21 protein-coding genes are annotated in these 23986 nt (G+C 73.2%); 11 read left to right on the top strand and 10 right to left on the bottom strand.

Annotated elements, in window-relative coordinates:
* Positions 1-13: 13 nt before the first annotated feature.
* Genes ACYVAP_RS03440 through ACYVAP_RS03450 form a run of 3 tightly spaced genes read right to left on the bottom strand, consistent with a single transcriptional unit; the run spans position 14 to position 3263 of the window.
* On the bottom strand, positions 14-862 hold the full coding sequence (locus ACYVAP_RS03440) for a sugar phosphate isomerase/epimerase family protein (protein WP_498859539.1): 849 nt from the start codon (positions 860-862) through the stop codon (positions 14-16).
* On the bottom strand, positions 859-2088 hold the full coding sequence (locus tag ACYVAP_RS03445) for a DUF993 family protein (RefSeq protein WP_498859540.1): 1230 nt from the start codon (positions 2086-2088) through the stop codon (positions 859-861). Before ACYVAP_RS03445 ends, ACYVAP_RS03440 begins: the two co-directional genes overlap by 4 nt.
* 5 nt (positions 2089-2093) lie before the next feature.
* A complete protein-coding gene (locus ACYVAP_RS03450) occupies positions 2094-3263 on the bottom strand; it encodes a Gfo/Idh/MocA family protein (RefSeq protein ID WP_498859541.1) in 1170 nt (389 codons plus the stop codon).
* Positions 3264-3456: 193 nt separating this feature from the next.
* Between ACYVAP_RS03450 and ACYVAP_RS03455 the strand changes: the two genes are divergently transcribed.
* The 3 genes from ACYVAP_RS03455 to ACYVAP_RS03465 all read left to right on the top strand — a co-directional run bounded on the left by ACYVAP_RS03455 (position 3457) and on the right by ACYVAP_RS03465 (position 5936).
* Positions 3457-4965 (top strand): hypothetical protein, encoded by a 1509-nt coding sequence (locus ACYVAP_RS03455; RefSeq protein ID WP_498859542.1) that lies wholly within the window; start codon positions 3457-3459, stop codon positions 4963-4965.
* Positions 4966-4978: 13 nt separating this feature from the next.
* Positions 4979-5647 carry an HIT family protein gene (locus ACYVAP_RS03460; protein ID WP_498859543.1) on the top strand — a complete coding sequence of 223 codons (669 nt, stop codon included), beginning with the start codon at positions 4979-4981 and terminating at the stop codon, positions 5645-5647.
* Between the two features lie 121 nt (positions 5648-5768).
* On the top strand, positions 5769-5936 hold the full coding sequence (locus ACYVAP_RS03465) for a KOW domain-containing RNA-binding protein (RefSeq protein WP_498859544.1): 168 nt from the start codon (positions 5769-5771) through the stop codon (positions 5934-5936).
* 26 nt (positions 5937-5962) lie between these two features.
* Here the strand turns inward: ACYVAP_RS03465 and ACYVAP_RS03470 are convergent, their stop codons facing one another.
* Together ACYVAP_RS03470 and ACYVAP_RS03475 are read right to left on the bottom strand one after the other, a co-directional pair.
* The gene (locus tag ACYVAP_RS03470) at positions 5963-6883 is read right to left on the bottom strand and encodes an alpha/beta hydrolase family protein (RefSeq protein ID WP_498859545.1); all 921 of its coding nucleotides are present in this window, start codon (positions 6881-6883) and stop codon (positions 5963-5965) included.
* 16 nt (positions 6884-6899) lie between these two features.
* Positions 6900-7835 carry a phytanoyl-CoA dioxygenase family protein gene (locus ACYVAP_RS03475; RefSeq protein ID WP_498859546.1) on the bottom strand — a complete coding sequence of 312 codons (936 nt, stop codon included), beginning with the start codon at positions 7833-7835 and terminating at the stop codon, positions 6900-6902.
* On the opposite strand from ACYVAP_RS03475, the gene ACYVAP_RS03480 reads away from it, so the two are divergent.
* A complete protein-coding gene (locus ACYVAP_RS03480) occupies positions 7834-8676 on the top strand; it encodes a helix-turn-helix domain-containing protein (RefSeq protein WP_498859547.1) in 843 nt (280 codons plus the stop codon). The genes ACYVAP_RS03475 and ACYVAP_RS03480 overlap by 2 nt on opposite strands.
* 34 nt (positions 8677-8710) lie before the next feature.
* On the opposite strand, the gene ACYVAP_RS03485 is transcribed toward ACYVAP_RS03480, so the two are convergent.
* The 4 genes from ACYVAP_RS03485 to ACYVAP_RS03500 all read right to left on the bottom strand — a co-directional run bounded on the left by ACYVAP_RS03485 (position 8711) and on the right by ACYVAP_RS03500 (position 14255).
* A complete protein-coding gene (locus tag ACYVAP_RS03485; protein WP_498859548.1) occupies positions 8711-10225 on the bottom strand; it encodes an HNH endonuclease signature motif containing protein in 1515 nt (504 codons plus the stop codon).
* 585 nt (positions 10226-10810) lie between these two features.
* Positions 10811-11677, bottom strand: a complete 867-nt coding sequence (locus ACYVAP_RS03490) for a DUF1206 domain-containing protein (protein WP_498859549.1) — start codon at positions 11675-11677, stop codon at positions 10811-10813.
* Between the two features lie 111 nt (positions 11678-11788).
* Positions 11789-13294, bottom strand: coding sequence for an SLC5/6 family protein (gene putP / locus ACYVAP_RS03495; RefSeq protein WP_498859550.1), 1506 nt, complete (start codon positions 13292-13294; stop codon positions 11789-11791).
* Positions 13295-13406: 112 nt separating this feature from the next.
* A complete protein-coding gene (locus ACYVAP_RS03500; protein WP_498859551.1) occupies positions 13407-14255 on the bottom strand; it encodes a sugar phosphate isomerase/epimerase family protein in 849 nt (282 codons plus the stop codon).
* Positions 14256-14479: 224 nt separating this feature from the next.
* On the opposite strand from ACYVAP_RS03500, the gene ACYVAP_RS03505 reads away from it, so the two are divergent.
* From ACYVAP_RS03505 to ACYVAP_RS03515, 3 genes are all read left to right on the top strand, one after another.
* Positions 14480-15133 (top strand): VOC family protein, encoded by a 654-nt coding sequence (locus tag ACYVAP_RS03505; RefSeq protein WP_498859552.1) that lies wholly within the window; start codon positions 14480-14482, stop codon positions 15131-15133.
* Positions 15134-15228: 95 nt separating this feature from the next.
* Positions 15229-16254 (top strand): LacI family DNA-binding transcriptional regulator, encoded by a 1026-nt coding sequence (locus ACYVAP_RS03510; protein WP_498859553.1) that lies wholly within the window; start codon positions 15229-15231, stop codon positions 16252-16254.
* A gap of 172 nt (positions 16255-16426) precedes the next feature.
* Positions 16427-18085, top strand: coding sequence for an alpha-N-arabinofuranosidase (locus ACYVAP_RS03515; RefSeq protein ID WP_498859554.1), 1659 nt, complete (start codon positions 16427-16429; stop codon positions 18083-18085).
* Positions 18086-18192: 107 nt separating this feature from the next.
* Here the strand turns inward: ACYVAP_RS03515 and arfA are convergent, their stop codons facing one another.
* Positions 18193-19710 carry an alpha-N-arabinofuranosidase gene (arfA, locus tag ACYVAP_RS03520; protein WP_498859555.1) on the bottom strand — a complete coding sequence of 506 codons (1518 nt, stop codon included), beginning with the start codon at positions 19708-19710 and terminating at the stop codon, positions 18193-18195.
* A 140-nt stretch (positions 19711-19850) separates the two neighbouring features.
* Here arfA and ACYVAP_RS03525 point away from each other — a divergent pair, with 140 nt between their 5' ends.
* The 4 genes from ACYVAP_RS03525 to ACYVAP_RS03540 all read left to right on the top strand — a co-directional run bounded on the left by ACYVAP_RS03525 (position 19851) and on the right by ACYVAP_RS03540 (position 23977).
* Complete coding sequence (locus ACYVAP_RS03525) at positions 19851-20924, top strand: LacI family DNA-binding transcriptional regulator (RefSeq protein WP_498859556.1); 1074 nt, start codon at positions 19851-19853, stop codon at positions 20922-20924.
* Positions 20925-20935: 11 nt separating this feature from the next.
* On the top strand, positions 20936-21739 hold the full coding sequence (locus ACYVAP_RS03530; protein ID WP_498859557.1) for a thymidylate synthase: 804 nt from the start codon (positions 20936-20938) through the stop codon (positions 21737-21739).
* Positions 21739-22314 (top strand): dihydrofolate reductase, encoded by a 576-nt coding sequence (locus tag ACYVAP_RS03535; RefSeq protein WP_498859558.1) that lies wholly within the window; start codon positions 21739-21741, stop codon positions 22312-22314. Before ACYVAP_RS03530 ends, ACYVAP_RS03535 begins: the two co-directional genes overlap by 1 nt.
* A gap of 187 nt (positions 22315-22501) precedes the next feature.
* Positions 22502-23977, top strand: a complete 1476-nt coding sequence (locus ACYVAP_RS03540) for a glycoside hydrolase family 43 protein (protein WP_498859559.1) — start codon at positions 22502-22504, stop codon at positions 23975-23977.
* Positions 23978-23986: the final 9 nt, after the last annotated feature.

Here is a 23986-nt window from a genome sequence, read left to right on the forward strand (position 1 = left end):
AAGCGCGGCTGAGTCAGGCGGAGGGCAGCACCAGCTGCTCGAAGCGCTCGCGCACGATCCGCACGGCATCGTCCACCGGGGTCGCCCAGACGTCCTCGTTGAAGATCTCCACCTCGATCGGGCCGGTGTAGCCCGCGCCCGCGACGAGCCGGGTCACGGCGGGGAAGTCGACGAAGCCGTCGCCCATGTAGCCCCGGGAGTGCAGGGTCTCCGCGGCGAGCGGCAGGTTCCAGTCGCACACCTGGTAGCCCATCAGCCGCCCGCTCTCCCCCGCGCGCGCCACGGACTCACCGAGCTGCGGGTCCCACCACACGTGGTACGTGTCCACGATGGCGCCGACGGCGACCGATCCCACCGCCTCGGCGATGTCGAGCGCCTGCGCGGTGGTCGAGACGACCCCGCGATCGGCCGCGAAGATCGGGTGCATGGGCTCGATCGCGAGCCTCACCCCGGCCTGCTCCGCATGCGGTGCGAGCGCGGCGATGTTCTCGACGACGCGCTCGCGGGCCGCGACGAGGTCCTTGTCCTCCCGGGTGAGCCCGCCGACGACGAGCACGAGCACGTCCGTGCCGAGGCCCACGGCCTCGTCGATCGCGCGGCGGTTGTCCTCGAGCGCGGCCGCGCGGTCGGTCGGGTCCGCGGCGGTGAAGAACCCGCCGCGGCACAGGCTCGTCACCGCGAGGCCGGCATCGTCCACGCGCCGGCGCAGGGCGTCCAGGCCGATCTCCGCGACGTCCTGGCGCCACAGGCCGATCCCGCCGATGCCTTCGGCGACGCACGCCTCGAGCAGGTCCTGCAGCGGGGTGGTGCGGCAGGTCCAGCGGTTGATCGAGAGCCGCGGGACGGCGACGGGGGCGCTCATCGCGCGGCTCCGTCGTCGGCGGGGACCGCGAACCCGTGCAGGGCCAGCAGCGCATGCCAGCGCGCCGCCGCGAGCGGCGGGTCCTCGAGGTTGCCGGTCGCCGCGGCCAGCTCGACCGTGCGGGAGAGGTGGGGCAGGCTGCGGGCGGCGTGCATGCCGCCGACCATCGAGAACGCCTGCTGGTGGCCGTTCAGCCAGGACAGGAAGGCGACGCCGGTCTTGTAGTGGAAGGTGGGCGCGGAGAACACGTGCCGGGCGAGCCGCTCTGCGTCGTCGAGGATGCGGCGGGCCTCGGCGCGGTCCCCGCGGTCCAGGGCCTGCACGGCCGCGGAGGCCGCCGGGGCGGTCGCCGCGAAGGCGCCGAGCAGGGCGTGGGAGAAGGCCCCGTCCTCGCCGACGATGAGGTGGGAGAAGTGGAAGTCGTCGCCCGTGAGCATGCGGACCCCCTCCGGGAGCTGCTCGCGCACGGCGACCTCGGCGGCGTCGTCGAGCAGGCTCATCTTCACGCCGCGCACGCGCGAGGGGTCCTCGCCGATGATCCGCAGCAGCGTCGCGGAGGCCTCGGCGGTGTCGGTGCTGCCGAAGTACCCCTCGAGCTGCGGGTCGAAGGCCGTGCCCAGCCAGTGCAGGACGACGGGCGCGGTCGCGGCGTCGAGCACCCGGCGGTAGACGCTCTCGTAGTCCGCGGCGGAGCGGGCCGCGCGGGCGAGGTGCCGGGAGGCCATGAGCACGGCGCCCGCGCCGGTGGCCTCGGTCGCCGCGAGCTGCTCGCGGTAGGCCTCGACGATCTCGTCGAGGCTCAGCTCCGCCTCGAGGCGCTGGTCGGTGGAGACCCCGGCGACGACGAGGTCGCGCACCTCGGCCCCCGCGGGGAACAGCGGCGCGATCGCAGGATCGGCGAGGGCCTCGCGGGCGGCGCCCGCGGTGCGGGTGATGAGCTCGCGGGTCGCCGCGGGGTCCAGGCCCATGCCCCGCTGTGCGGTGTCCATGGCGTCGGCGACGCCGAGGCCGCGCCGCCACATGCTGCGCCGGAAGGCGAGGGTCGCCTCCCAGTCGAGGTCCGCGGGGGCGCCGGGGGCGGTGTCCGAGGCGGGGCGGGGGATGACGTGCACGGCGGCGTAGACGGTGCGCGAGCGCAGCGGTCCGCTCGGCGGGGCGAAGGCCGCCGCGGCGCCGAGCTCGACGGTGCGCAGGGAGCCGTCCTCGTCCAGGAGGTGGAGGTCCATGCCGATCACGCCTCCGTGAGCGGGTCGAGGGCGATCCGGCGGCCCTCGGCCGCGCTCGCGAGGCCGGTCTCCGCGAGGCGCACGCCGCGCGCGCCGGCGAGCAGGTCGTAGGGGTACTCCGCCCCGCGCCCCTCGCCGACGTGGCGCAGGAAGTCCTCCCACTGGACCTTGAAGCCGTTGTCGAAGCCGGCGGGGCCCTGGTTGTCCGGGACCTCGATCCAGTCGTCGTGGTAGTTGTGCTCGTCCTTGACGTCGGGGTTCCACACGGGCTTCGGGGTCGCCTCGCGGGGCTGGATCCATGCCCCGTGCAGGCCCACCACGGCGGAGCCGTCGGTGCCGTCGATCTGGAACTCGACGAGCTCGTCACGGTGAACGCGCACGTCCCAGCTCGAGTTCATCTGGACGACGGTCCCGCCCTCGAGGCGGAACACGCCGTAGGCGGCGTCGTCGGCCGTCGCGGTGTACTTCTCGCCGTTCTCGTCCCAGCGCTCGGTGATGTGGGTGGCGGTCTGGGCGTAGACGTCCTCGATACGGCCGAACAGCTCCTCGATGACGTAGTTCCAGTGGGGGAACATGTCCGCGACGATGCCGCCGCCGTCCTCCGCGCGGTAGTTCCAGGAGGGGCGCTGGGCGGGCTGCCAGTCCCCCTCGTAGACCCAGTAGCCGAACTCGCCGCGCACGGAGAGGATCCGGCCGAAGAAGCCGGAGTCGATCAGGCGGCGCAGCTTGAGCAGGCCGGGCAGGTAGAGCTTGTCGTGGACCACGCCGGAGACGGCGCCGGCGGCCTTCGCGAGGCGGGCCAGCTCGAGGGCGTCCTCGAAGGTCTCCGCGGTGGGCTTCTCGGTGTAGATCGCCTTGCCGGCGGCGATGGCCTGCTTGAGGTTGTCCAGGCGCCTGCTCGTGACGAGGGCGTCGAAGTAGACCTCGTAGTCGTCGTCCGCGAGGGCGGCGTCGAGGTCGGTGGTCCAGTTCGCCAGGCCGTGGCGCTCGGCGATCTCCGCGAGCTTCTCCGCGTTGCGGCCCACGAGCAGGAGCTCGGGCAGCAGGCGGTCACCGCCCGCGAGCTCGACGCCGCCCTGCTCGCGGATCGCGACGAGGGAGCGGACGAGGTGCTGGCGGTAGCCCATGCGGCCGGTGGCCCCGTTGACGATGATGCCGATGCGTCGAGTGGCCATCGGTGACTCTCCTTCGAGTGCGTGGTGGGTGATGCGAGGTGCGTGTGTGCGGTCGCGGTCGCGGCCGGCCCCATGGTCGGTAACCGCTTTCCGTCACGCTCAGTAGAGCACGCCGACGGCGCAGGTTTCAAGCACGGATCACCGATGCGTCCCGGACGACCGCCCGGACGCCGCCTCCCCTAGGGTGAAGACCATGCCCCGCCCCTCCCGCCGCTCCCTGCTGCGCGGCGTCGCCCTCGCGGCCGGCGCCGGCATGACCACCGCCGGGCTCGGCGCCTGCTCGCTGCTGCGCGGGGACGGGACCGTCCGCACGGTCGGCGACGTCCCCGCCTCGACGGTCCTGCCCGCGGGCGACGCCTCCGCCGGGACCCTCGCGCTCTCCTCCGCGCTGCTCGAGGCGGCGGACGTCGTCGTCCTCGCCGACGAGGCCTCCGCCCCCGCCCTCGCCACGCTCACCGGCCCCGCCGGGATCCCGCTGCTGATCGGCACGGGCGAGGCCGTCGCGGCCGAGCTCGACCGGCTCGGCGCCGGCACGATCGGCGCGCCCGCCGGCCTGGACACCGGCACCCTCGCCGAGGGCCGCACGCTCCACGAGATCGACCTCGCCGCCGAGCACCCCCTCGAGGACCTCCCCACCCCGCGGCTCGAGCAGCCGCTCGAGGGGCTCACGGTGCTCGTGGACCCCGAGCAGTCCCCCGCCCTCGCCTCCGCCGCGGGGGCGCTCGCCCGCGCCGCCGGCGCCAGGACGCTCCGCACCCCCGGCGGGGACCCCGGCCGCAGCGCGCAGAGCATCGCCGCCGTGAAGGAGGCCGCGGGCGAGGACCCGTCCACCGGGCTGCTCGCCCTCGGGCCGGGCTTCGGCGCGGCCGACGCCTGGGAGGCCCGGCTGCAGCGCGTGCTGACCGTTCCCGAGCTGCCCGGCGGCGGGCAGAGCGTCTTCCCCGGCCGCCGCATGGTCGCCGCCTACGGCACCCCCGGGGTCCCGTCGCTGGGGATCCTCGGCGAGCAGGACGTCCAGGCGAGCATCACCCGGGTCCAGGAGCTCACCGCGCAGTACCAGGCGCTCACCGACGAGGTCGTCGTCCCCGCCTTCGAGATCATCGCGACGCTCGCCTCCTCCCAGCCGGGGGCCGACGGCGACTACTCGCGCGAGCTCGGCATCGCCGGCCTGCGCGAGTGGGTCGACGCCGCCGGCGAGGCCGGGGTGTACGTGGTGCTCGACCTCCAGCCCGGCACCGAGTCCTTCCCCTCCCAGGCGACGCTCGTCGAGGAGCTGCTCACGGCGCCGCACGTGGGCCTCGCCCTCGACGCGGAGTGGCGGCTGGAGCCCGGCCAGAAGCACCTCGAGCAGATCGGCTCCGTGAGCGCCGCCGAGGTCAACGAGACCGCGCAGTGGCTCGCCGAGCTCACCGCCCGCCACGACCTCCCCCAGAAGGCGTTCGTGCTCCACCAGTTCACCCGCTCGATGATCACCGACCGGCAGGACCTGGACACGTCGCACCCCGAGCTCGCGATGATCGTCCACGCCGACGGCGCCGGCACCCCCGATGACAAGCTCACGACCTGGCGCGCCCTCCAGAAGGACCTGCCCGCCGGGATCGTCATGGCGTGGAAGAACTTCTACGACGAGGACGCACCGATGTTCACCCCAGAGCAGACCTACGACGTCGAGCCGCGCCCCTGGTTCGTCTCCTACCAGTAGCCCCCGGAGCCGCATGAACGACGACGACGTCATCCACGCCATCCGCTCCGCCTTCGCCGCACGCACCGCCGCCGGCGCCGACGGGAACCGCGCTCTGCACGAGGTCGCCCTCGAGCTCGAGCTGAGCCTCAACGACTGCGCCACGGCCGTCGGACGCCCTGATCTCCTCCCCCGCGGTCGCGGCGGATGGACTCTGGGAGCTACCGCGTCGCGATGGCAGGAGGACCGGGTGGGCAGTGCCCTCGCCGGGGCGAACCCGACCGTGATGGCCCACCTTCCGGGAGGGTTCGCCGTGATCGGTGACGTGCAGTTCCTCCCGGGGTACTGCGTCCTTCTCACCGACCGTCCCGGCACTCGGCGCCTCTCCGACCTGCCACGCTCCGAGTGCGTCCGGTTCCTCGACAGCATGGCCGTGCTCGGCGAAGCGGTGGAGACGGTCTGCGCCGAGCGTGACCCCGGATTCCGCCGGGTGAACCTGGAGATCCTCGGCAACACCGACGACTTCCTGCACGCCCACGTCTGGCCGCGGTTCGACTGGGAGCCGCCGGAGATCGTCACCCGGCCCGTCTGGCTCCACGACCGCCGGAACTGGAGCGATCCAGCGACGGCGCTCGGCCCTCAGCACGCGCAGCTGCGCGCGGCGCTCACGGCCACGATCACGTCGCTCGCTGCCGGAGCGTGAGCCGGCCCTCCGGCGGTCACAGGTGCACGAGGACCTCTCGCAGGCCGCGGATCCGCCACGGCTCGTCGGGTTCTTCGTTCCGCCTGTCGAGGTGGAGGGCGCGGTGCGCCAGGGTAGGACCATGACGAGCTTCAGCATCGGCGACGGAGTCCGGGTCAAGGACGGCCCCCTGCAGCACCAGTACGGGGTGGTGGTCTACATCCGGGAGGACGACGGCACCTACCTCGTGCGGTTCGGGGCCGCGCAGCAGCTGTACTACCGGCCCGAGGAGATCGAGCCCTGGCAGTGATCACGCCGGGCTGAGCGTCCCCGCGGTCAGAGCCGCGCGGAGAGCAGCTCGAGGGAGCGCGCGCCGCGGAAGGCGTGGCCACCCTCCTCGACGACGAGCTGCGGGGCGGGGCCGCCGGTCGCCTCCCACGCGGGGGCCAGCGCGGCGAAGGCCTCCCGGGTCGCCCGGATCGGGAAGATCGGGTCCTGCTCGCCCGCCTCGATGACGAGCGGGCGCGGGGCGACGAGGGCGGCGATGTCGGCCATCTCGAGCCCCGGCAGCAGCCCGGGGACGATGTTGCAGGGGCAGTGCCGGATCGAGGCGATCGACGCCGCGAAGCTCGAGAAGTAGGTCGCGACCAGGGCACCGGCGATGCTCGGGTCCACGGCGGCGAGCAGCAGCGCCACCGCTCCCCCGCCGGAGCCGCCGGCCACACCCACCCGCTGCGGGTCCACACCGGGCAGGGTGCGCAGGGCCTGCGCGGCCGCACGGGCGTCCGCCACGCGGGCCCCCATGACGGGAGCGCAGTGCAGCAGGTGCCGGGCGGCGTCGATCCCGCAGGTGCTCTCCGCCGGGTCCTCCGGCACCGCGCCGCCGGGACGCGCGAAGCGGAGCCGGCCGAAGCTGATCATCTCCGGGCACAGCACCGTCATCCCCGCCGCGACGAGCTTGCGGGCGAGCGCGTCGTGGTAGCCGCCCGGCTCGACCAGGTCGTCGATGCCGCGGCCGTGACCGGCGACGAGCACCACGGCGGCGCCGCTCGCCCGCGCCGGCTCGGGGCGCAGCAGGAAGGCGGGCACGCCCTCCTCCCCGCCGGGCACGCGGACCTCCACGGACTCGGCGCCGTCGGGCGTCCGGTCGTCGGGGCGGGGCGCGAGGTGCACCCCGTCCGGGGTCCCCTCGGTCAGGCCGAGCAGCGCGCGCAGGCGGTCCCGGGAGGCGTCGGCGTCGGCGTCGGCTGCAGTCATGACCGAAGACTAGGCGTCAGTGGTTGCTGGGGATCCAGCCCTCGCCGCAGGTGCCGCCCATCTCCGAGGCCTCGATGCGCACCTCCTCGCCGCGGGCGTCGAGCAGCGGCTGGTAGCTCGAGGCGACCTCGCGGCTGCCCTCGGGGATGTAGTGGAGGATCAGCGAGCGGCGGAACCGATCCGTGCTCGTGTTCGGCTTCGAGCCGTGCACGAGGCTGCCGTGGAAGATCAGCATGTCGCCGGCGCGCATGTCCGTCTGCACCACGCGGAGGTGCTCGGGGATGGAGACGGTGATGGTCGTGAACGACTCGGCGGCGTCGGCCTCCTCGGGGCACTCGATGTCGTAGCGGTGGGTGCCGGGGACGACGCCCAGCGCGCCGTTCTCGCCGTCGCAATCGTCCACCGCGATCCAGGCGGCGATGCAGGTCTCGGGGTGGGACTGCAGGAAGTAGTTGTCCTGGTGCATGGCCTGGCCGCGGGCGCCCGGGGGCTTGAAGTAGAACATCGACTGCGCTGCCCAGACGGGGCCGACGGCCTCCTCGACGCGGCCCATGACGCGCCGCTCGAGCAGCCACCGCCGGGCGAGGCGGCCGGGGGCGTGGTCGTCGCGGTGCGGCTGGATCATGCGGGGGTAGGCGTGGAGCGGGTCGTCCTCGGGAGTCTCGTGGAAGGCGCCGCCGGTGCCGTCCTCCTCGATGTGCCGCGTGTACGTCTCCCGCAGCTCGGCGATCTCCTCGGCGTCGAGCACGCCGCGCAGGTGCACGGCGCCGCTGCGCTCGTAGGCCTCGGCGAGGACGGCGGGGTCGAGACCGGCCGCGTCGACGATCAGGAGGTCGACGTCAGGGGCCGGGGTGCCGGTGCTGATGTCTGAAGGACTGTCGGAGAGCGTCGTCATGGTGCGAGTCTTGTCAGGGCGACCGTCGGCGACCAGGTGATCGGAGAGCAGGGACATGGATGATCCTGCTGCGCGTGCCCAGGCGCCTGCTGTCGAGGTGCCTCCGCCGGAGTTCGGCCGGGTCGTCGCCGGGGAGCACGACGAGGGCGCCGGGTACCACGTGCGCCGTTCGCGGGGGACGCAGGACTGGCTGCTGCTGCACACCGTCGCCGGGGCGGGGCTGCTGCGCCCGTCGGCCGGTCCGCCGCTGCGTCTGGGCCCGGGCGCCGCGGCGCTGATCGCGCCGGGCACCGTCCACGACTACGGCACCGATCCCGCGGCCGGGCGCTGGCGCCTGCTGTACGCCCACGTCCATCCGCCGGCGAGCTGGACGGCGCTCCTGGACTGGCCGGAGGCCGCGCCGGGGACGGGACTCATCACGCTCGGAGCGGAGGTCGAGGCGCGGGTGCTGCCCTCGCTGCGCTCCGCCGCGCGGGCGACGCGCCTGGACGTGGGGCGCCCGGAGCTGTTCGCGCTGAACGGGCTCGAGGCGGCGCTGCTCTGGTACGACACGCAGAACTCGCGCCGGCACCGGATCGACGAGCGCCTGCTGCGCGTGCTCGAGCACGTCGACGCGCACCTCGCGGAGGACCTCTCGCTGCGCCGGCTCGCCGAGGTGGCGCACCTGTCGCCCTCGCGGTTCTCGCACCTGTTCTCCGCGCAGGTGGGGTCCGCGCCCGCCGCGTACGTGGAGGCGCAGCGCCTCGAGCTCGCCGCGCACCTGCTCGAGCTCACCCCGGATGCGGTCGCCCGGATCGCGAGGCGTGTGGGCTACGAGGACCCGCTGTACTTCTCGCGGCGGTTCCGCGCCCGGCACGGGGTGAGCCCGCGCGAGCACCGGGCGCGCCGACGCGCCTGACCCGCGGCGCATTCCCGCGCATCCGTGCATCCGGTCAGAAGGGCGGTTCCTGGAACTCGGGGAACTCCGGTGGTGGAGGGTCGACGCCGGGTGGGCCGTCCCAGGCCGTGTAGTGCTCCTCGTGGAACGCGTACCAGCGCTGCCACATCGCCTCCTCCTCGGGGGTAGCGAAGCAGCACTCGCGCTCCATGCGCTCCCACACCGGGGCGTACCGCTTCTCGTCCAGGTAGAGGTCGCAGAGCCGCTGGTACTCGGCGGCGAGGGTCGCAGTGACGAGGTCCCGGTTCGTGGCGACCTCGCTCCAGGCGGTCCCGTCGACCGACCAGCGCGTGGAGCGGCCGCCGTCCGTGCGCTCGGGGTCGAGCCGGCCCCGCGTCTTCGCCACATGGTGCCGCCGGCACAGGCCGTGGAGGTTCTCCGGGGCAGTGGGTCCGCCGCGGCGGGGGTGGAGGTGGTCGAACTCCTCGATGTGGTCGACCTCCCCCGCGTCGACGAGGGTGCGGGTGCAGCCGGGGACGGCGCAGACCGTGTCGACGAGCTTCACGTGCTCGAGCATCGCCCGCGAGGGCCGGTACTGCTGCGCCACGACGGGCAGGAACTCCCCGCTGATCGGATCGGTCAGGACGCGGTGCCACACCGGCGCGTCCCCGCACAGGGCGCGCGCCGTCTCGGCGGGGATCGGGATCGTGCCGTCGAGCGTGCCGGGCGCATCGCTCACCCCGAGGAGCGACAGGACGGGGACGACGAGGTTCAGCCGCAGCGGCATCCGCGGCACGGGCACCCCTCCCGTGGCGATCGTCGAGCGGGTGAGGAGGAGGTAGCGGATCGCGCCGAGCGTCATCTGCCGTCCCGCGGCGGCGGCGTCGCCGTCCACGTCCCAGGGGATCTCGACGTCCTGCGCCCCGGCGGCGATCCGCTCGAGGGCGTGGCGCTGCGCGTCCTGCACCGCACGGGCCGCCACGTCCAGGCGCCGGCCGAGGCCCAGGATCTCGGGGATCGGCCCCGTCACGCTCAGGCATGCGGTCGCATCGGCGTTCACGTCGATCCGCACGTTCCGCTTCGACTCGGGGAAGCCGTCCGCTGCGGTGCGACCGAACCAGAGCACGAGGGTGCGCAGCAGGGTCCAGAAGCGGTCCGGGGACAGGGTGTCCAGCTGCCAGCCCGCGACCTGCTCGTCCACCAGATGCCGCTGCTCGGCGGTCAGATCCCGGACCGAGCGCAGGACGTGGTCGAACCATTCCGTGGGGAGGGTGCCGGCCTCGACCTCGGCGAGACTGCGCGGCAGGTCGGTGACGCCGACGAAGGCGTCACGCTGACGGGTCGTGGCGCGGCCGATCCTGGAGCGGAGCACCATCCCCACCGCCGCCGCGTTCACGTCGCCGTCCTCCTCCCCCGCTTTCGCGTCCCACAGGGCGGCGAGGTCCCGCAGCTCCGCGACGTAGAGCGCCGCGAGCACGGTGCGCCGCCGGTCCAGGAGTCGACGGAGGAGCACGGCGTCCTTGGACTCCTCCTCCACGAGGGCGAGGCCGGCTATGGTCCCCGCCGTCACCTCGCTCCGGCCCTTCACCGTTCCCCGCAGGACGCGCGGGAGCGCCTGCTCCGGCTCCCCCGGCCGGCGCGCGCCGGCCGCAGCCGCCCCTTCAGGAAGCAGCGCGGGCGTGGAAGCGGGAGCGGGAGGCAGTGGGGTCTCCTCGCCACGCGGCGCCGGCTCGTGCGAGAGCGTCGACATCACCCACCAACTCCCCTGCATCGGACCGAGATCTGCATGCGGAGGGACGGGGACTCACCAGCGATTCCCGCCCGTCACGTTCCCTCCATTTTAGAACAGATGATCGAAGATCACCAGGGCCCGTCGAGAACTGCCGAAGAATGTGGAAAACCCTGCGCTGGGGAGGAACGATCGGCGGGCGGACCTGCGTAGACGACCTCTCCCCACCCGCCCGCGAGTTGACATCAGGAGCTACCAGTAGAACGAAAGGGGTGCGGCGCGACGATCACAATTCCCGGGAAGTACAAGATGTACATGATGCACGCGATTTTATGGATGGGCCGTCGGCCGGTGCGCCGCAGGCGAAGGGGCGGAGGGGCAAAGTGGCGGAGTGGCGGGGAGAGCAGGCAAAGGCCCCCACCGCCCTCACATGTCCGCGTAGCGCGAGCGCAGGATCGAGAAGACGCCGAAGAGGACGAGACCCACGCCCACGAGGATCAACAGCACGGTCCCGGCCGGGAGGGACGCCATCGTGGAGAGAGCGGCGTCCAGGCCGCCGGCCTTGTCGGGGTCCGCGGTGATCGTCGCCCAGCTGAACAGCGCGCCCACGGCCACGAGCGCCACGCCCTTGGCGACGTACCCGGCGGTGCCGCTCACGGTCACGGCCCGCGAGATCGTGCGGTGACGCCGACCCTCGAGCTGCTTCTCGAAGCGGCGCGTCACCCCGGCGACGACGTGGTAGATCCCGATCCCGATGATGACGAGGGCGACGACGCCCACGAGCAGCCGCCCGGCGGGGGCGGTCATGAGGGCGGCGGTCACCGAGTCCGTCTGCTGCTCGGAGGAGCTGCCGCTGCCGATCGCGAAGCGCAGGGCGGTCGAGGCGAGCGCCGCATAGACGATCGCCTTGCCGAGGGTCTTCACGACGTGCTGGGCGGCGTCCGCCCGGCCGTCGGCCTGCCGGGCGCCGAACCAGGCCTCCGCGACGTGCCACAGGGCGAGGGCGATCATCGCGATGCCGCCGGCCCACAGCAGCACGGGGCCGCCGGGCGCGGAGGCGACGGAGCGCAGGGCCCCGGACTGGTCCGCCTCGCCGCCGGAGCCGAACGCGATCCGCAGCGCGATCGCGCCGATGAGCAGGTGCACGAGCCCGCTGACGACGAAGCCGGCGCGGGCGAGGCCCTCGAACACGGGGTGCTCGGCGACGTCCTCGGCGGCGTCCTCGGCACGGCGTGCGGTGTCCTCCGCGCGGCGGGCGGCGCGGCGGGCGTCCTCGGGCTGGGGCATGTCCATGGCGGCAGGATAGGGGCCCCGGACGGCGACGCGCCCCGCCACCGGGGACGGTGGCGGGGCGCGTCGGGGGCGTGGGGATCACTCCCCAGGCAGCGGAGGTGCGGCGAGGGCTCAGGCGCCCGTGCGGATCTCCGCGACCGCCTGGTCGAGCTCGTCGATGGCCTCCTTCGGGGGCTTCGGCGTCACGAGGCTCACGAGCACCGCGACGGCGAGTCCCACGGCGAAGCCGGGGATGATCTCGTACAGGTGCTCCGGCAGCAGCCCGAACAGGGTCCCGAGCGGGGTCTGGCCCCACACGAAGGCGACGAGGGCGCCGCTGATCATGCCGGCGAGCGCGCCCATCGCGGTGAGGCCTCGCCAGAAGAGGCTCAGCAGCACGACGGGCCCGAAGGCGGAGCCGAAGCCGGCCCAGGCGAAGCCCACGAGGTCGAGCACGGAGGCGTCCGGGTTCAGAGCCAGCAGCAGCGCGAACACGGCGACGGCGAGCACGCCCGCGCGCCCCCACCACAGCTTCGCCTTGGGCGAGGTGGCCTTGCCGGCGGCGCCGAGGAGGTCCTCGACGAGCGCGGAGCTCGTGACGATGAGCTGCGAGGAGATCGTGGACATGATCGCGGCGAGCACCGCGGCTAGCAGGAACCCGGCGATCAGCGGGTGGAACAGGATCTGGGCCATGTCCAGGAACACCGACTCGGCGTTCTTCGTGTCCGTGAGCGACTGGCCCGGGTTCTGCTGCATGTAGGCGAGGCCCGCGATCGCGGTGAGGATCGCGCCGAGCACGCAGATGACCATCCAGCCGATGCCCACGGTCGCGCCGTACTTCGCGTCCCGGGCGGAGCGCAGCGCCATGAAGCGCACGATGATGTGCGGCTGGCCGAAGTAGCCGAGGCCCCAGGCCACGTTGCCGACGATCGCGACGATGCTCGCCCCGGCGACGAGGGAGCCGAACTCGGGGTTCTCCACGAAGGCGGAATGGAACATCTGCGCGGGGCCGCCGGTGACGATCATCGCGACGATCGGCACGGCGATGAGGGAGACCATCATGATCAGGCCCTGGACGACGTCGGTGTAGCTCGCGCCGAGGAACCCGCCGAACAGCGTGTACACGATCGTCACGGACGCGACGAGGAGCATGCCCACGATGTAGGAGCCGCCGAAGGTGGACTCGAAGAAGAGGCCGCCCGCGACCATGCCGGAGGAGACGTAGAAGGCGAAGAACACGAGGATCACGAGACCCGCGGCGATGCGGAGCAGGCGCGTGCGGTCCCGCAGACGGTTCTCGAAGAAGCTGGGGAGCGTGATCGAGTTGCCGGCGATCTGCGTGTGCTGGCGCAGGCGCGGGGCGACGACGATCCAGTTCACGGCCGCGCCGACGGTGAGGCCGATCGCGATCCAGACCTCGACGAGGCCGGAGAGGTAGAGAGCGCCGGGCAGACCCATCATGAGCCAGCCGGACATGTCCGAGGCGCCGGCGGAGAGCGCTGCGGTGAACGGGTGCAGGTTGCGCCCGCCGAGCATGTAGTCCTCGCCGTCATCGGTCTTGCGGTACGCGTGGAGACCGATCGCGAGCATGGCCAGGAAGTAGATCCCGACCGCGATGAGCTTGAACGTCAGGTCCATGGGTCCTCCGAGGAGCGGGGTGGGGGAAAAGGGCGGGGAGAGAGGGGTGGAGGGTGGGGGGCCTGTCGACCGTAACGATCAGCGAGACGGGGTGCACATCGGCGCGTTGGGCTCAGACGGCGTCGATCGCACGGTCCGTGCGCTCCCGGATATCCGTGAGGACCTGCGCGATCGGCTGCTCGTCAAGCTCCTTCATGAAGGGCTCGACCTTGACCGACCCGGTGTAACCGGCGTCACGCACAGCGCCCATGAAACCGTCGAGATCGATGACCCCGGTCGCGAAGGGCAGTCGCCGGTCGAGGTCCATCTGCTCGTCGCGCTCGCGGTCGTCGCGGGCGTCGTTGATGTCGACGGAGACGACGTCGGCGTCGGTGAGGCCGGCGAGGTCCTCGACGCTCTCGCCGGCGGTGTACCAGTGGTAGCTGTCGAGGATGAGGCCCACGTTGCCGGCGCCGGTCTCCGCGATGAGCTCGCGGGCCTCGCGGATGCCGTGGATGAAGGGGAAGCGCTCGGTGGACCAGAAGGTCTTGGGGCCGATGTACTCCAGGCCCAGGCGGAGGCCGGAATCCGCGAGCAGCTCGGCGACGAGGGCGAGGCGGCCCACGTGGAGGCGCCAGTTCTCGCGGTGGTCGCGGTCCTCGTGCATGGGGCGGATCCAGGTGCCGACGGCGCTCACGCCCGCGGCGGTGAGCAGGTCGAGGGCGTCGGGGAGCTGGGCGAGGGCCCGGCGGAACTCCTCCGCGGGGGCGTCGAGGCCGATCGGCAGACCCGCGATCCCCCAGCGCAGCCCCTTCTCGCGCACGGCGTCGCCGTGCTCGACGACGGCCTGGCGGCTGGGGAGGGAGGAGAAGTACGAGGGATCGGGGTCGACGCCGCCGAATCCGTGGGCGGAGGCGAGGTCGACCGCGTCGGTGTGGTCGAGGGACAGCCCGAGGGCACCGGGCGAGAGGCAGGAGAACATGCGCTCGAGCCTACGGGGCCCTGTGGCCGCGGTCACGTGTTCCGGGCAGGAAGATGCTCCTGCCCGCCGCGGTGCATCCGCGCCCTGCCGCTCCCCCGTGCCCCTCCGCCTCCACCCTCCGCCGGGTACCGTCGTCGGCATCGACGTCGGGGCGCCGCACGGCGCCGTCGACCACCCGTCGCCGGGCCCCGGTACCCCCGGGGCCCCGTCCCTCAGGAGCCCTCATGAGCATCCCCCGCCTGCTCGACCACGTCGTCATCGCCGGCCCAGACCTCGCCCAGCTCGTGGACTGGTTCCGCGAGCTGACGGGCGTGACCGCCGCCCCCGGCGGCACCCACCCCACCGGCACCGCGAACGCCCTGGTCGCGCTCACGGTCGACGGGGGGCCCGGCCCGCGCTACCTCGAGCTGATCGGCCCCGATCCGGAGCGCGAGGGCGAGGAGCTGCCGAAGACCTTCAGCATCAACCGGCTGAAGAAGCCCACCCTCATCACCTACGCCGTGCACCCCGAGGACATCGACCAGGTCGTCGAGCACGCCCGCGCCGAGGGCGTCGACCCCGGCGACGTGCAGGACCTCTCCCGCCGCACCGCGGACGGCGCCGAGCTGCGCTGGAGGCTCACCCAGGCGAAGGCCCCGCGCAACTACGCGATCCCCTTCCTCATCGACTGGGGCGGCACGCCCCACCCGGGGCTCGACGCCGCCCTGCCTGCAGTCGAGCTGGTCTCCTTCGAGCGCATCGAGGTGAACCCCGCGCCCCAGCAGAAGGCGCTCGACGCCCTCGGACTCGGGGACGGCGTCACGGCGATCCGCGAGGCCCCGGGCTCACGCTTCGTGCTGCACCTGCGCACCGCGGACGGCCGCGACGTCGAGATCTGAGGCGGCAGCCCGCTCCCGCGCCACGATCCCCGGCCGGCGCCGACGGCCCTCCGGTACCCTGCGCTGAGGTCACCGGCCGGGGCAGGAGGTGCGCGATGTCGCAGCGGATCACGATGGCGGCCGTCGCGCGACGTGCCGGAGTCTCGCCGATGACCGTCTCGAACGTCCTGCGAGGGAAGGCGAGCGTCGCCCCCGAGCTGCGGGCCCGCGTCGAGGAGGCCGTGCGGGAGACGGGCTACCGCGTGAACGTCTCCGCACGCACCCTGCGCTCCGGCCGCAGCGGCGTGATCGGCCTGCTCGCCCCGGGCACCGACTCCCCCTTCTCCTACTACGGGATGCTCGGCGGCCTCATCGCACAGGAGGCCCGGCGCCACGGCCTCTCGCTCGTCACGGAGACCCCCGAGGCGCACCTGCTCGCGGAGGTCGCCGCCGTGGAGCGCGCCCGCACCCTCGCCTACGACGGCCTGATCCTCACCCCGCTCGCCCTGCGCCCCGAGGACGCCGACCTGCTGCCCGCGGAGCTCCCCGTCGTCGTGCTCGGCGAGCGGCCCGCGCCGACGGGCACCGCGCACATCTCCCTCTCCAACCAGGAGGGCATGTTCGCCGCGACCACGCATCTGCTCGAGCGCGGCTGCCGGTCGATCGCCCTGCTGTGCGGGGACGGCCGGCCGGAGACGGATCCGCTGGCCCGGCGCATCGACGGCTACCGCGACGCTCTCGCCGCCTGGGGCGGGGTGGCCAACGAGCCGATGCTGATCCCGGTCACGGGCCTCACCGCGCAGGCCGGGCGCGACGCCGCGCGGGACTCCGTGGACCGGGGGCTGCGCCCGGACGGCTACGTGGGCGTGACCGACTCGGTCATGCTGGGCGCCGTGCGCGGCCTCGCGGACAGGGGTCTGCGGGTGCCGGAGGACGCGCTCGCGATCGGCTTCGACGGCCTCCCCGAGGGCGAGTTCTCCCTCCCCTCGCTCTCGACGATCAGCCCGGACCACCGCTGGATCGCGCGCCGCGCCGTGGAGCTGCTGCGGGAGCGGATCGACTCCCCCACACCCGCGGAGCTCGGCGGTCTCGAGATCCGGGCGCCCTTCACCCTCGTCGAGCGCGAGTCCACGCGACGCTGAGGCGCGATACCGCGCCGAGCCGCGCACCGACCACGTCCCGTCACCCCCTTGACTCTGCTCGTGTATCGATAAACGATGGTGCCGACGCGCGCGGGCCACCGTCGGCCCCGCGCTCCCGCAGCAGGCAGACCACCCCTTCAGACCGGCCCCGGCCGCCCTCCCAGGAGCCCCCATGACCAGCAATCGCCGCCGCTCGCTGTCCACAGCGCTGACCTCCGCGCTCGCCGCGCCCGCCGCCTCGGAGGTTCCCGCCCCGAGCGCCGCCAGCGCATCGGGCACCGCGACCCCGCCGCCCGCGCCCGCCGGCCCCGCGCAGGTGACCGTCGACCTCGACCAGGGCGGGGACACGATCAGCCGGCACATCTACGGCCACTTCGCCGAGCACCTGGGCCGCTGCATCTACGAGGGCTTCTTCGTGGGCGAGGACTCCGAGCTGCCGAACACCCGCGGCATCCGGGACGACGTCGTCGCCGCCCTGCGCGCCCTGCAGATCCCCAACCTGCGCTGGCCCGGAGGCTGCTTCGCGGACGAGTACCACTGGAAGAACGGGATCGGCCCCCGCGAGGAGCGGCCGCGCATGGTCAACTCCCACTGGGGCGATGTCGTCGAGGACAACTCCTTCGGCACCCACGAGTTCATGGACCTCGTGGAGCTGCTGGGCACCGAGGCCTACGTCAACGGCAACGTCGGCTCCGGCACCGTGCAGGAGATGTCCGAGTGGATCGAGTACCTCACCCGCTCCGACGACTCCCCCATGGCCGCCCTGCGCCGCCGCAACGGCCGCGACGAGCCCTGGACAGTCCCCTTCTTCGGCATCGGCAACGAGGCCTGGGGCTGCGGCGGCAACATGTCCGCCGAGGCCTACGCCGACCTCGCCCGCCAGTACTCGACGTACGTGCGCAACCACGCCGGCAACGAGGTCACCCGCATCGCCGCCGGCGCCCACGACGGCGACACCCACTGGACCGAGGTGCTCATGCGCGCCCTCGGCGAGGACCTCGGCCGGCGGGCCGACGGCGACCCCGCGCCCTTCCAGGCCGTCTCGCTGCACTACTACACGATGACCGGCCCCTGGGAGGACAAGGGATCGGCCACCGACTTCACGGAGGACGAGTGGTACGCGGCGCTCTCCCGCGCCTCGTACATCGACGAGCTGCTCGCCCGCCACAGCACCGTGATGGACCGCTACGACCCGTACCGCAAGGTGGGCCTCGTGCTCGACGAGTGGGGCACCTGGTGGAACGTCGAGCCGGGCACCAACCCGGGGTTCCTGTACCAGCAGAACACCCTGCGGGACGCGCTCGTCGCCTCGATCCACTTCGACGCCTTCCACCGCCACGCGGGCCGCCTGCTCATGGCGAACATCGCGCAGACCGTCAACGTCCTCCAGGCCATGATCCTCACGGACCCGGAGACCGGGGCGCTCGTGCTCACGCCCACGTACCACGTGTTCGCGATGAACGCGGGGCACCACGACGCCGCCACCCTCCCGGTGCACGTGACCCTGCCGGAGGCCGCGGCGAGCGTGGACGGCCGCGAGCTGCCGCTGCTCTCGGCGAGCGCCTCGACGAAGGACGGCTCCGCGCTGGTCTCGCTGTCGAACCTCCACGCGTCCGAGGCCCGCACCGTCGTCCTCGACCTGCGCGGCGCCGAGGTCACCGCGCACCGCGGGCAGGTGCTGGCGGCGGAGTCCACCGCGGCGCACAACACGCCCGCCGCGCCGGATGCCGTCGCGCCGCGCGAGCTGACGACGATCCGCCCGCACGCGCGCGGCCTCGAGGTCGAGCTGCCCGCGGCGTCCTACGCGACGATCACCCTCGACCTGGCCTGACCCCGCCCGGAGCGCACAGCGGCCGCCCCTCGCAGGAGGGGCGGCCGCTGTGCGTCAGGGGGTCGGCCCGGCCGGGGGACGCCCACCCGGCCGGACCGCGTCGGGGGTCAGGCCCGGCGGGCGAGCCGGACCAGGGTCCAGGAGATCGCGGGCAGGTCACCGGTGAGGTGGCCGTCCGTGAGGGTCACCGAGCCGTTGGCCGCGGGGACCACGGTCTCGGGGGCGTCCTGGGTGTTGGCCGCGTAGGGGTCCTCGTGGTGCAGGGTGAGGGCCTCGACGAGCTCGAGGTCGCCGAAGCCGGTGAGGTCGGCGTCCAGGGCGAGGGAGTCCTCCGCGCCGCGGTTGACGACGAAGAGGGAGAGCGCGCCGCTCTCCTCGTCCCAGGTGGCGACGGAATCCGCGGTCGAGCTCTCGCCGAACCGGGGGTTCTCGAAGCTCGGCGCGGTGAGGCGCACATCGAGCACCTGGCCCACCGCGTGCTTCGAGGTGAGGGCGAAGGGGTGGAAGGTGGTCTGCTTCCAGGCGGGGCCGCCGGGCGCGGTCATGATCGGGGCGATCACGTTGACGAGCTGGGCGAGCGAGGCGGAGGCCACGCGGTCGCTGTGGCGCAGCAGGGAGATCAGCAGGTTGCCGAACACCACGGCGTCCATCGCGTTGTAGGTGTCCTCGAGCAGCACGGGGGCGACGGGCCAGTCGTCACCCTGGGGCGGGCGGGACTCGGCGCGGTGCTGGTACCAGATGTTCCACTCGTCGAAGCTGATCATGATGCGCTTGTCCTTCTTGAGCTTCGCGCGCACGTGATCGGCGGTGGCCACGACGGAGTCGATGAAGTGGTCCATGTCGTCGGCCGAGGCGAGGTAGGAGGCCTGGTCGCCGTCCTTCTCCGCGTAGTAGGCGTGCGCGGAGATCATGTCGACGTAGTCGTAGGCGTCGGTGAGGACGATGTTCTCCCACGCGCCGAAGGTCTCCATCGAGGAGCTCGAGGAGCCGCACGCGACGAGCTCGAGGTCCGGGTCCTCCTGGCGCAGCAGGCGCGCGGTCTCGGTCGCGATCCGCGCGTACTCCTCGGGCGTCTTGTGGCCGGCCTGCCAGGGGCCGTCCATCTCGTTGCCGAGGCACCACATGCGGATGCCGTAGGGATCGGGGTGGCCGTTGGCGGCGCGCCGGTCGGAGAGCGCGATGCCCTGCGGGGCGTTCGCGTACTGGAGGACGTCCAGCGCCTCCTCGATGCCGCGGGTGCCGAGGTTCACGGCGTACATCGGCTCGACCTGGGCCTTCTCCGCCCAGGTCATGAACTCGTCGAGGCCCACGGTGTTGGGCTCGGTGGAGTGCCAGGCGAGGTCGTGGCGGGCGGGGCGCTCCTCGACGGGGCCCACGCCGTCCTCCCAGCGGTAGCCGGAGACGAAGTTGCCGCCGGGGTAGCGGACGCTGCTCACGCCGAGCTCGCGGGTCAGCTCGAGCACGTCGCCGCGGAAGCCGTCGACGTCGGCCGTGGGGTGGCCGGGCTCGTGGATGCCCGTGTAGACGCAGCGGCCGAGGTGCTCGACGAAGGCGCCGAAGGTGCGCCGGCGCACGGGGGCGACCGAGAACGCGGGGTGGAGGGTCAGGGTGACGGTGGCGGACATCGGTGTGCGCATCCTGTCTGCAGGGGGGTGGGCGGCAGGGGTGCCGTTCGCGGGTGCGGAGCGTTTCTACAACGTTGCAGATATCCCACCACGTCCGCCCCCGCACGTCAATGCACGCCGGTCGGTGCAAGAATCTGCCCATGCCGACGCCGCCCCGACCGCTCCCGCAGCGTCCCCCGACCCTGCGCGACGTCGCCGAGATCGCCCAGGTCTCCATCAAGACCGTCTCCAACGTGGTCAACGACTACCCCTACGTGAAGCAGGCGACCCGCGATCGGGTGCTCGCCGCGATCGCCCAGGTGGGCTACCGCCCCCAGGCCGCCGCCCAGCAGCTGCGCACGGGCGCGAGCGGGCTCATCACCCTCGCCCTGCCCTCGCTCACCTTCACCTACTACTCCGACATCGCCCAGGCCTTCATCGACGAGGCCCAGCGCCGCGGGCGCACCGTCGTCCTGCACACGACCTCCGCCGGGCCGGAGGCGGAGCGCACCGTGCTCCAGGGCTTCGAGCGGGTGCTCGGCGACGGCGTCATCTTCAACCCGCTGCAGCTCTGGGAGGAGGAGCTCGCGCGCATGGAGCGCACGAGCCAGCCCACCGTCTTCATCGGCGAGCACCTCCCCGAGCAGCTGCCCCGTGGCTGCGACTACGTGAAGATCGACAACGAGGGCGCCTCCTTCGAGGCGACCACGCTGCTGCTCGACCAGGGGCGCCGGCGCCTCGCCTTCCTCGGCGCGATCCCCTCCGCGCACGGCGTGCAGCCCCACAGCTCCGGCACGCTGCGCCGCGACGGCTTCCTGCGCGCGCTCGCCGCCCACGGCCTCGACCCCTCCGCGGCGACGATCCAGGAGGTGGGCGACTGGCACCGCCAGGACGGGGCCGACGGCGCCGAGGCCCTGCTCGAGCGCCTGCCCGAGGTCGACGGGATCGTCTGCGGCAACGACGACCTCGCGATCGGCGTGCTCTCCCGGCTGCGCCGCCACGGCCGCCGGGTGCCCGAGGACGTCGCCGTGATCGGCTACGACGACACGCCCGACGCCCCCTTCACCTCTCCCCCGCTCACCACCGTCTCCCCGGACAAGCAGGCCCTCGCCACCACGGTGCTGGACCTCCTGATCGAGCGGATCGGCGGCTACGACGGCCCGCCCCGCACCGTCATGACGCCCTACGACCTCGTGGTGCGCGAGAGCACAGCCGCGGCCCCCTCACAGGGGTGAGAATGGACCCGATGAACATCGCGACCCCGTACGAGGACCTCCTGCGCGACGTGCTGGCCACCGGCACGCACAAGTCGGACCGCACCGGCACCGGCACGCGCAGCGTGTTCGGCCGTCAGATCCGCTTCGACCTCTCCGAGGGGTTCCCGCTGATCACCACCAAGCGCGTGCACTTCCGCTCGCTCGCGATCGAGCTGCTGTGGTTCCTGCGCGGCGACACGAACGTGCGCTGGCTGCAGGAGCGCGGCGTGAGCATCTGGGACGAGTGGGCGGACGCCGACGGCGAGCTCGGTCCCGTCTACGGCGCGCAGTGGCGAAGCTGGCCCACGCGCGACGGCGGCGTCATCGACCAGATCACGCAGGTCGTCGAGCAGATCCGCACGAACCCCGATTCGCGCCGGCACATCGTCACCGCCTGGAACCCCTCTGACGTCCCCGACATGGCGCTCGCCCCCTGCCACGCCCTGTTCCAGTTCGAGGTGCACGAGGGGAAGCTGTCCTGCCAGCTCTACCAGCGCAGCGCGGACATGTTCCTCGGGGTCCCCTTCAACATCGCCTCCTACGCCCTGCTCACCCACATGGTCGCCCAGCAGACCGATCTCGAGGTGGGCGACTTCGTGTGGACCGGCGGGGACGTGCACATCTACGACAACCACGTCGAGCAGGTGGAGCGGCAGCTGGCGCGCGAGCCCTTCGCCCCGCCGCAGCTGCGGATCACCCGCCGCCCGGACTCGATCCTCGACTACGAGTTCGAGGACTTCGAGGTGGTGGGCTACGAGCACCACCCCGGGATCAAGGCCCCGGTCGCGGTCTGATGGAGGAGCGCGCACCGCGCATCGGCATGATCTGGGCGCAGGCCCGGGGCGGCGTGATCGGCGCCGGCGGCACGATGCCCTGGCACCTCCCGGAGGACCTCCAGCACTTCTCGCGGACCACCGCGGGCGCCCCCGTCGTCATGGGCCGCCGCACCTGGGAGTCCTTCCCGCCGCGCTTCCGTCCCCTGCCGGGGCGCACGAACATCGTCATCACCTCCGATCCCGGCGTCACGGCCGACGGCGCGCTGCGCGCGGGCTCGCTGGACGAGGCGCTCGACCTCGCCCGGGAGGACCTCGCGGCGCGGGCCTCCGCGGCCGACGACGCGACCGCCGGGGATCCCGGCACGATCTGGGTGATCGGCGGCGGTCGCGTGTACCGCGAGGCGATGGACCGCGCGGACCTCCTCGTCGTCACGGAGATCGACCTGGACGTCGAGGGCGACACCCTCGCCCCCGCGATCCCCGCGGGCTTCGCCCTGCGCGCCTCCGGGCCCGCGGAGGGCTGGCACGAGAGCAGGTCCGGCCTGCGCTACCGGATCCTCGAGCACCGACGCGCAGCGCCCGTCCTCCCCTGACGCTTGCCCCTCCTGCGTCCCGATCACCTCTGGCCCCCACTTCTGCAACGTTGTAGATTGCTCGTGGCAGCGACGCCGACGTCCTGCCGCAGTGCCCCGTGCGACCACTCGCACGCACCCCTCCCCCGGGCCCGCAGCACCGGCGACCCCGTCACCGGCGCCGGCCCGGACCGACGAAGGAGTCACCATGAGCACGCTCTCCCGCCGCACCCTGATCGGCTCGACCGCCGCCCTCACCGCCGCCGGGGCCGCGGCCCTGACCGCCCCGGGCGCGACCGCCGCCCCACCACGGCGAACGCTCCCCGATCCCGCCTTCGCCGAGATCTCCGTGCACGACCCCTCGATCGTCGCGGCCGGCGACGAGCTGTACGTCTTCGGTTCCCACCTCGCGGCCGCCCGCACGCCGAACCTCCTGCGCTGGACCGGCGTCGCGGATCTCGTCACCCCGGAGAACCCGCTCTTCGAGGACGTCACCGTCGAGCTCGCCGAGGCCTTCGACTGGGCGAACACCACCACGCTCTGGGCGCCGGACGTGCACCTGGCCGACGACGGCCGCTACCGCATGTACTACTGCGCGTGCGAGGGCAGCTCCCCGCGCTCCGCCCTCGGCTCCGCCGTGGCCGACGAGATCACCGGCCCCTACCGCGACGAGGGCATCTTCCTGCGCTCGGGTCAGTGGGACCAGGAGAGCGAGGACGGCACGATCTACGACGCGCTCGTGCACCCGAACGTCGTGGACCCGCAGGCCTTCGTCGACGCCGAGGGCGTGCTGCGCCTCGTCTACGGCTCCTACTCCGGCGGGATCTTCCTGCTGGAGCTGGACCCCGCGACCGGCCGGCCCGTCCCCGGCCAGGGCTACGGCGTGCACCTCGTGGGCGGGAACCACTCCCGCATCGAGGCGCCGTACATCCTGCGCTCCGAGGAGAGCGGCTACTACTACCTCTTCGTCACCTTCGGCGGGCTCGACGCCAACGGCGGCTACAACGTGCGCGTGGGCCGCTCCCGCTCCGTCGAGGGCCCCTACCTCGACCATGCCGGGCAGGACCTGCGCGAGTGCCGCTCCGACCCCTCGCTGCCGCTGTTCGACGACGCCTCGATCGAGCCCTACGCGGTGAAGCTCCTGGGCAACCACCGCTTCACGCAGCGCGACGGCGCCGAGGGCCAGGGCTACGTCTCCCCCGGCCACGTCTCCGCCTGGACCAGGCCCGGGACCGACGAGTCCTTCCTGATCCTCCACACGCGCTTCCCGGGCCGCGGCGAGGAGCACGAGGTGCGCGTGCACCGCCTCCATCTCACCCGCACGGGCTGGCTCGTCCCCTCCCCGCACCGCTACGCCGGGGAGCCCGCCGCGACCGCCCGCGAGGCCCGCCTGCGCCGCGACGAGATCGTGGGCGACTGGCAGCTCGTGGACCACGGCCGCGCGATCTCCGCGGAGGTCACCGGCTCGGTCCCCGTGACCCTCGGGGCCGACGGCAGCGTCACCGGCGCCGTGCAGGGCCGCTGGCGTGCGGAGGGCTCCGCGCGCGCCGTGATCGAGCTGGACGGCGTGCGCTACGACGGGACCTTCACCCGCGGCTGGCACGACGGCCTCGACGCCTGGACCCCGACCTTCACGGTGCTCGGGCCCGACGGCCGCGCCCTCTGGGGCAGCCGGGAGGTCTGAGCGGGCCGG

This window comes from Brachybacterium horti (genome assembly GCF_054777615.1).

Coding starts and splice junctions, on each gene's coding strand:
- ACYVAP_RS03440 (WP_498859539.1), bottom strand. CDS start 862: ATGAGCGCCCCCGTCGCCGTCCCGCGGCTCTCGATCAACCGCTGGACC.
- ACYVAP_RS03445 (WP_498859540.1), bottom strand. CDS start 2,088: ATGGACCTCCACCTCCTGGACGAGGACGGCTCCCTGCGCACCGTCGAG.
- ACYVAP_RS03450 (WP_498859541.1), bottom strand. CDS start 3,263: ATGGCCACTCGACGCATCGGCATCATCGTCAACGGGGCCACCGGCCGC.
- ACYVAP_RS03455 (WP_498859542.1), top strand. CDS start 3,457: ATGCCCCGCCCCTCCCGCCGCTCCCTGCTGCGCGGCGTCGCCCTCGCG.
- ACYVAP_RS03460 (WP_498859543.1), top strand. CDS start 4,979: ATGAACGACGACGACGTCATCCACGCCATCCGCTCCGCCTTCGCCGCA.
- ACYVAP_RS03465 (WP_498859544.1), top strand. CDS start 5,769: ATGACGAGCTTCAGCATCGGCGACGGAGTCCGGGTCAAGGACGGCCCC.
- ACYVAP_RS03470 (WP_498859545.1), bottom strand. CDS start 6,883: ATGACTGCAGCCGACGCCGACGCCGACGCCTCCCGGGACCGCCTGCGC.
- ACYVAP_RS03480 (WP_498859547.1), top strand. CDS start 7,834: ATGGATGATCCTGCTGCGCGTGCCCAGGCGCCTGCTGTCGAGGTGCCT.
- ACYVAP_RS03475 (WP_498859546.1), bottom strand. CDS start 7,835: ATGTCCCTGCTCTCCGATCACCTGGTCGCCGACGGTCGCCCTGACAAG.
- ACYVAP_RS03490 (WP_498859549.1), bottom strand. CDS start 11,677: ATGGACATGCCCCAGCCCGAGGACGCCCGCCGCGCCGCCCGCCGCGCG.
- putP (WP_498859550.1), bottom strand. CDS start 13,294: ATGGACCTGACGTTCAAGCTCATCGCGGTCGGGATCTACTTCCTGGCC.
- ACYVAP_RS03500 (WP_498859551.1), bottom strand. CDS start 14,255: ATGTTCTCCTGCCTCTCGCCCGGTGCCCTCGGGCTGTCCCTCGACCAC.
- ACYVAP_RS03505 (WP_498859552.1), top strand. CDS start 14,480: ATGAGCATCCCCCGCCTGCTCGACCACGTCGTCATCGCCGGCCCAGAC.
- ACYVAP_RS03510 (WP_498859553.1), top strand. CDS start 15,229: ATGTCGCAGCGGATCACGATGGCGGCCGTCGCGCGACGTGCCGGAGTC.
- ACYVAP_RS03515 (WP_498859554.1), top strand. CDS start 16,427: ATGACCAGCAATCGCCGCCGCTCGCTGTCCACAGCGCTGACCTCCGCG.
- arfA (WP_498859555.1), bottom strand. CDS start 19,710: ATGTCCGCCACCGTCACCCTGACCCTCCACCCCGCGTTCTCGGTCGCC.
- ACYVAP_RS03525 (WP_498859556.1), top strand. CDS start 19,851: ATGCCGACGCCGCCCCGACCGCTCCCGCAGCGTCCCCCGACCCTGCGC.
- ACYVAP_RS03530 (WP_498859557.1), top strand. CDS start 20,936: ATGAACATCGCGACCCCGTACGAGGACCTCCTGCGCGACGTGCTGGCC.
- ACYVAP_RS03535 (WP_498859558.1), top strand. CDS start 21,739: ATGGAGGAGCGCGCACCGCGCATCGGCATGATCTGGGCGCAGGCCCGG.
- ACYVAP_RS03540 (WP_498859559.1), top strand. CDS start 22,502: ATGAGCACGCTCTCCCGCCGCACCCTGATCGGCTCGACCGCCGCCCTC.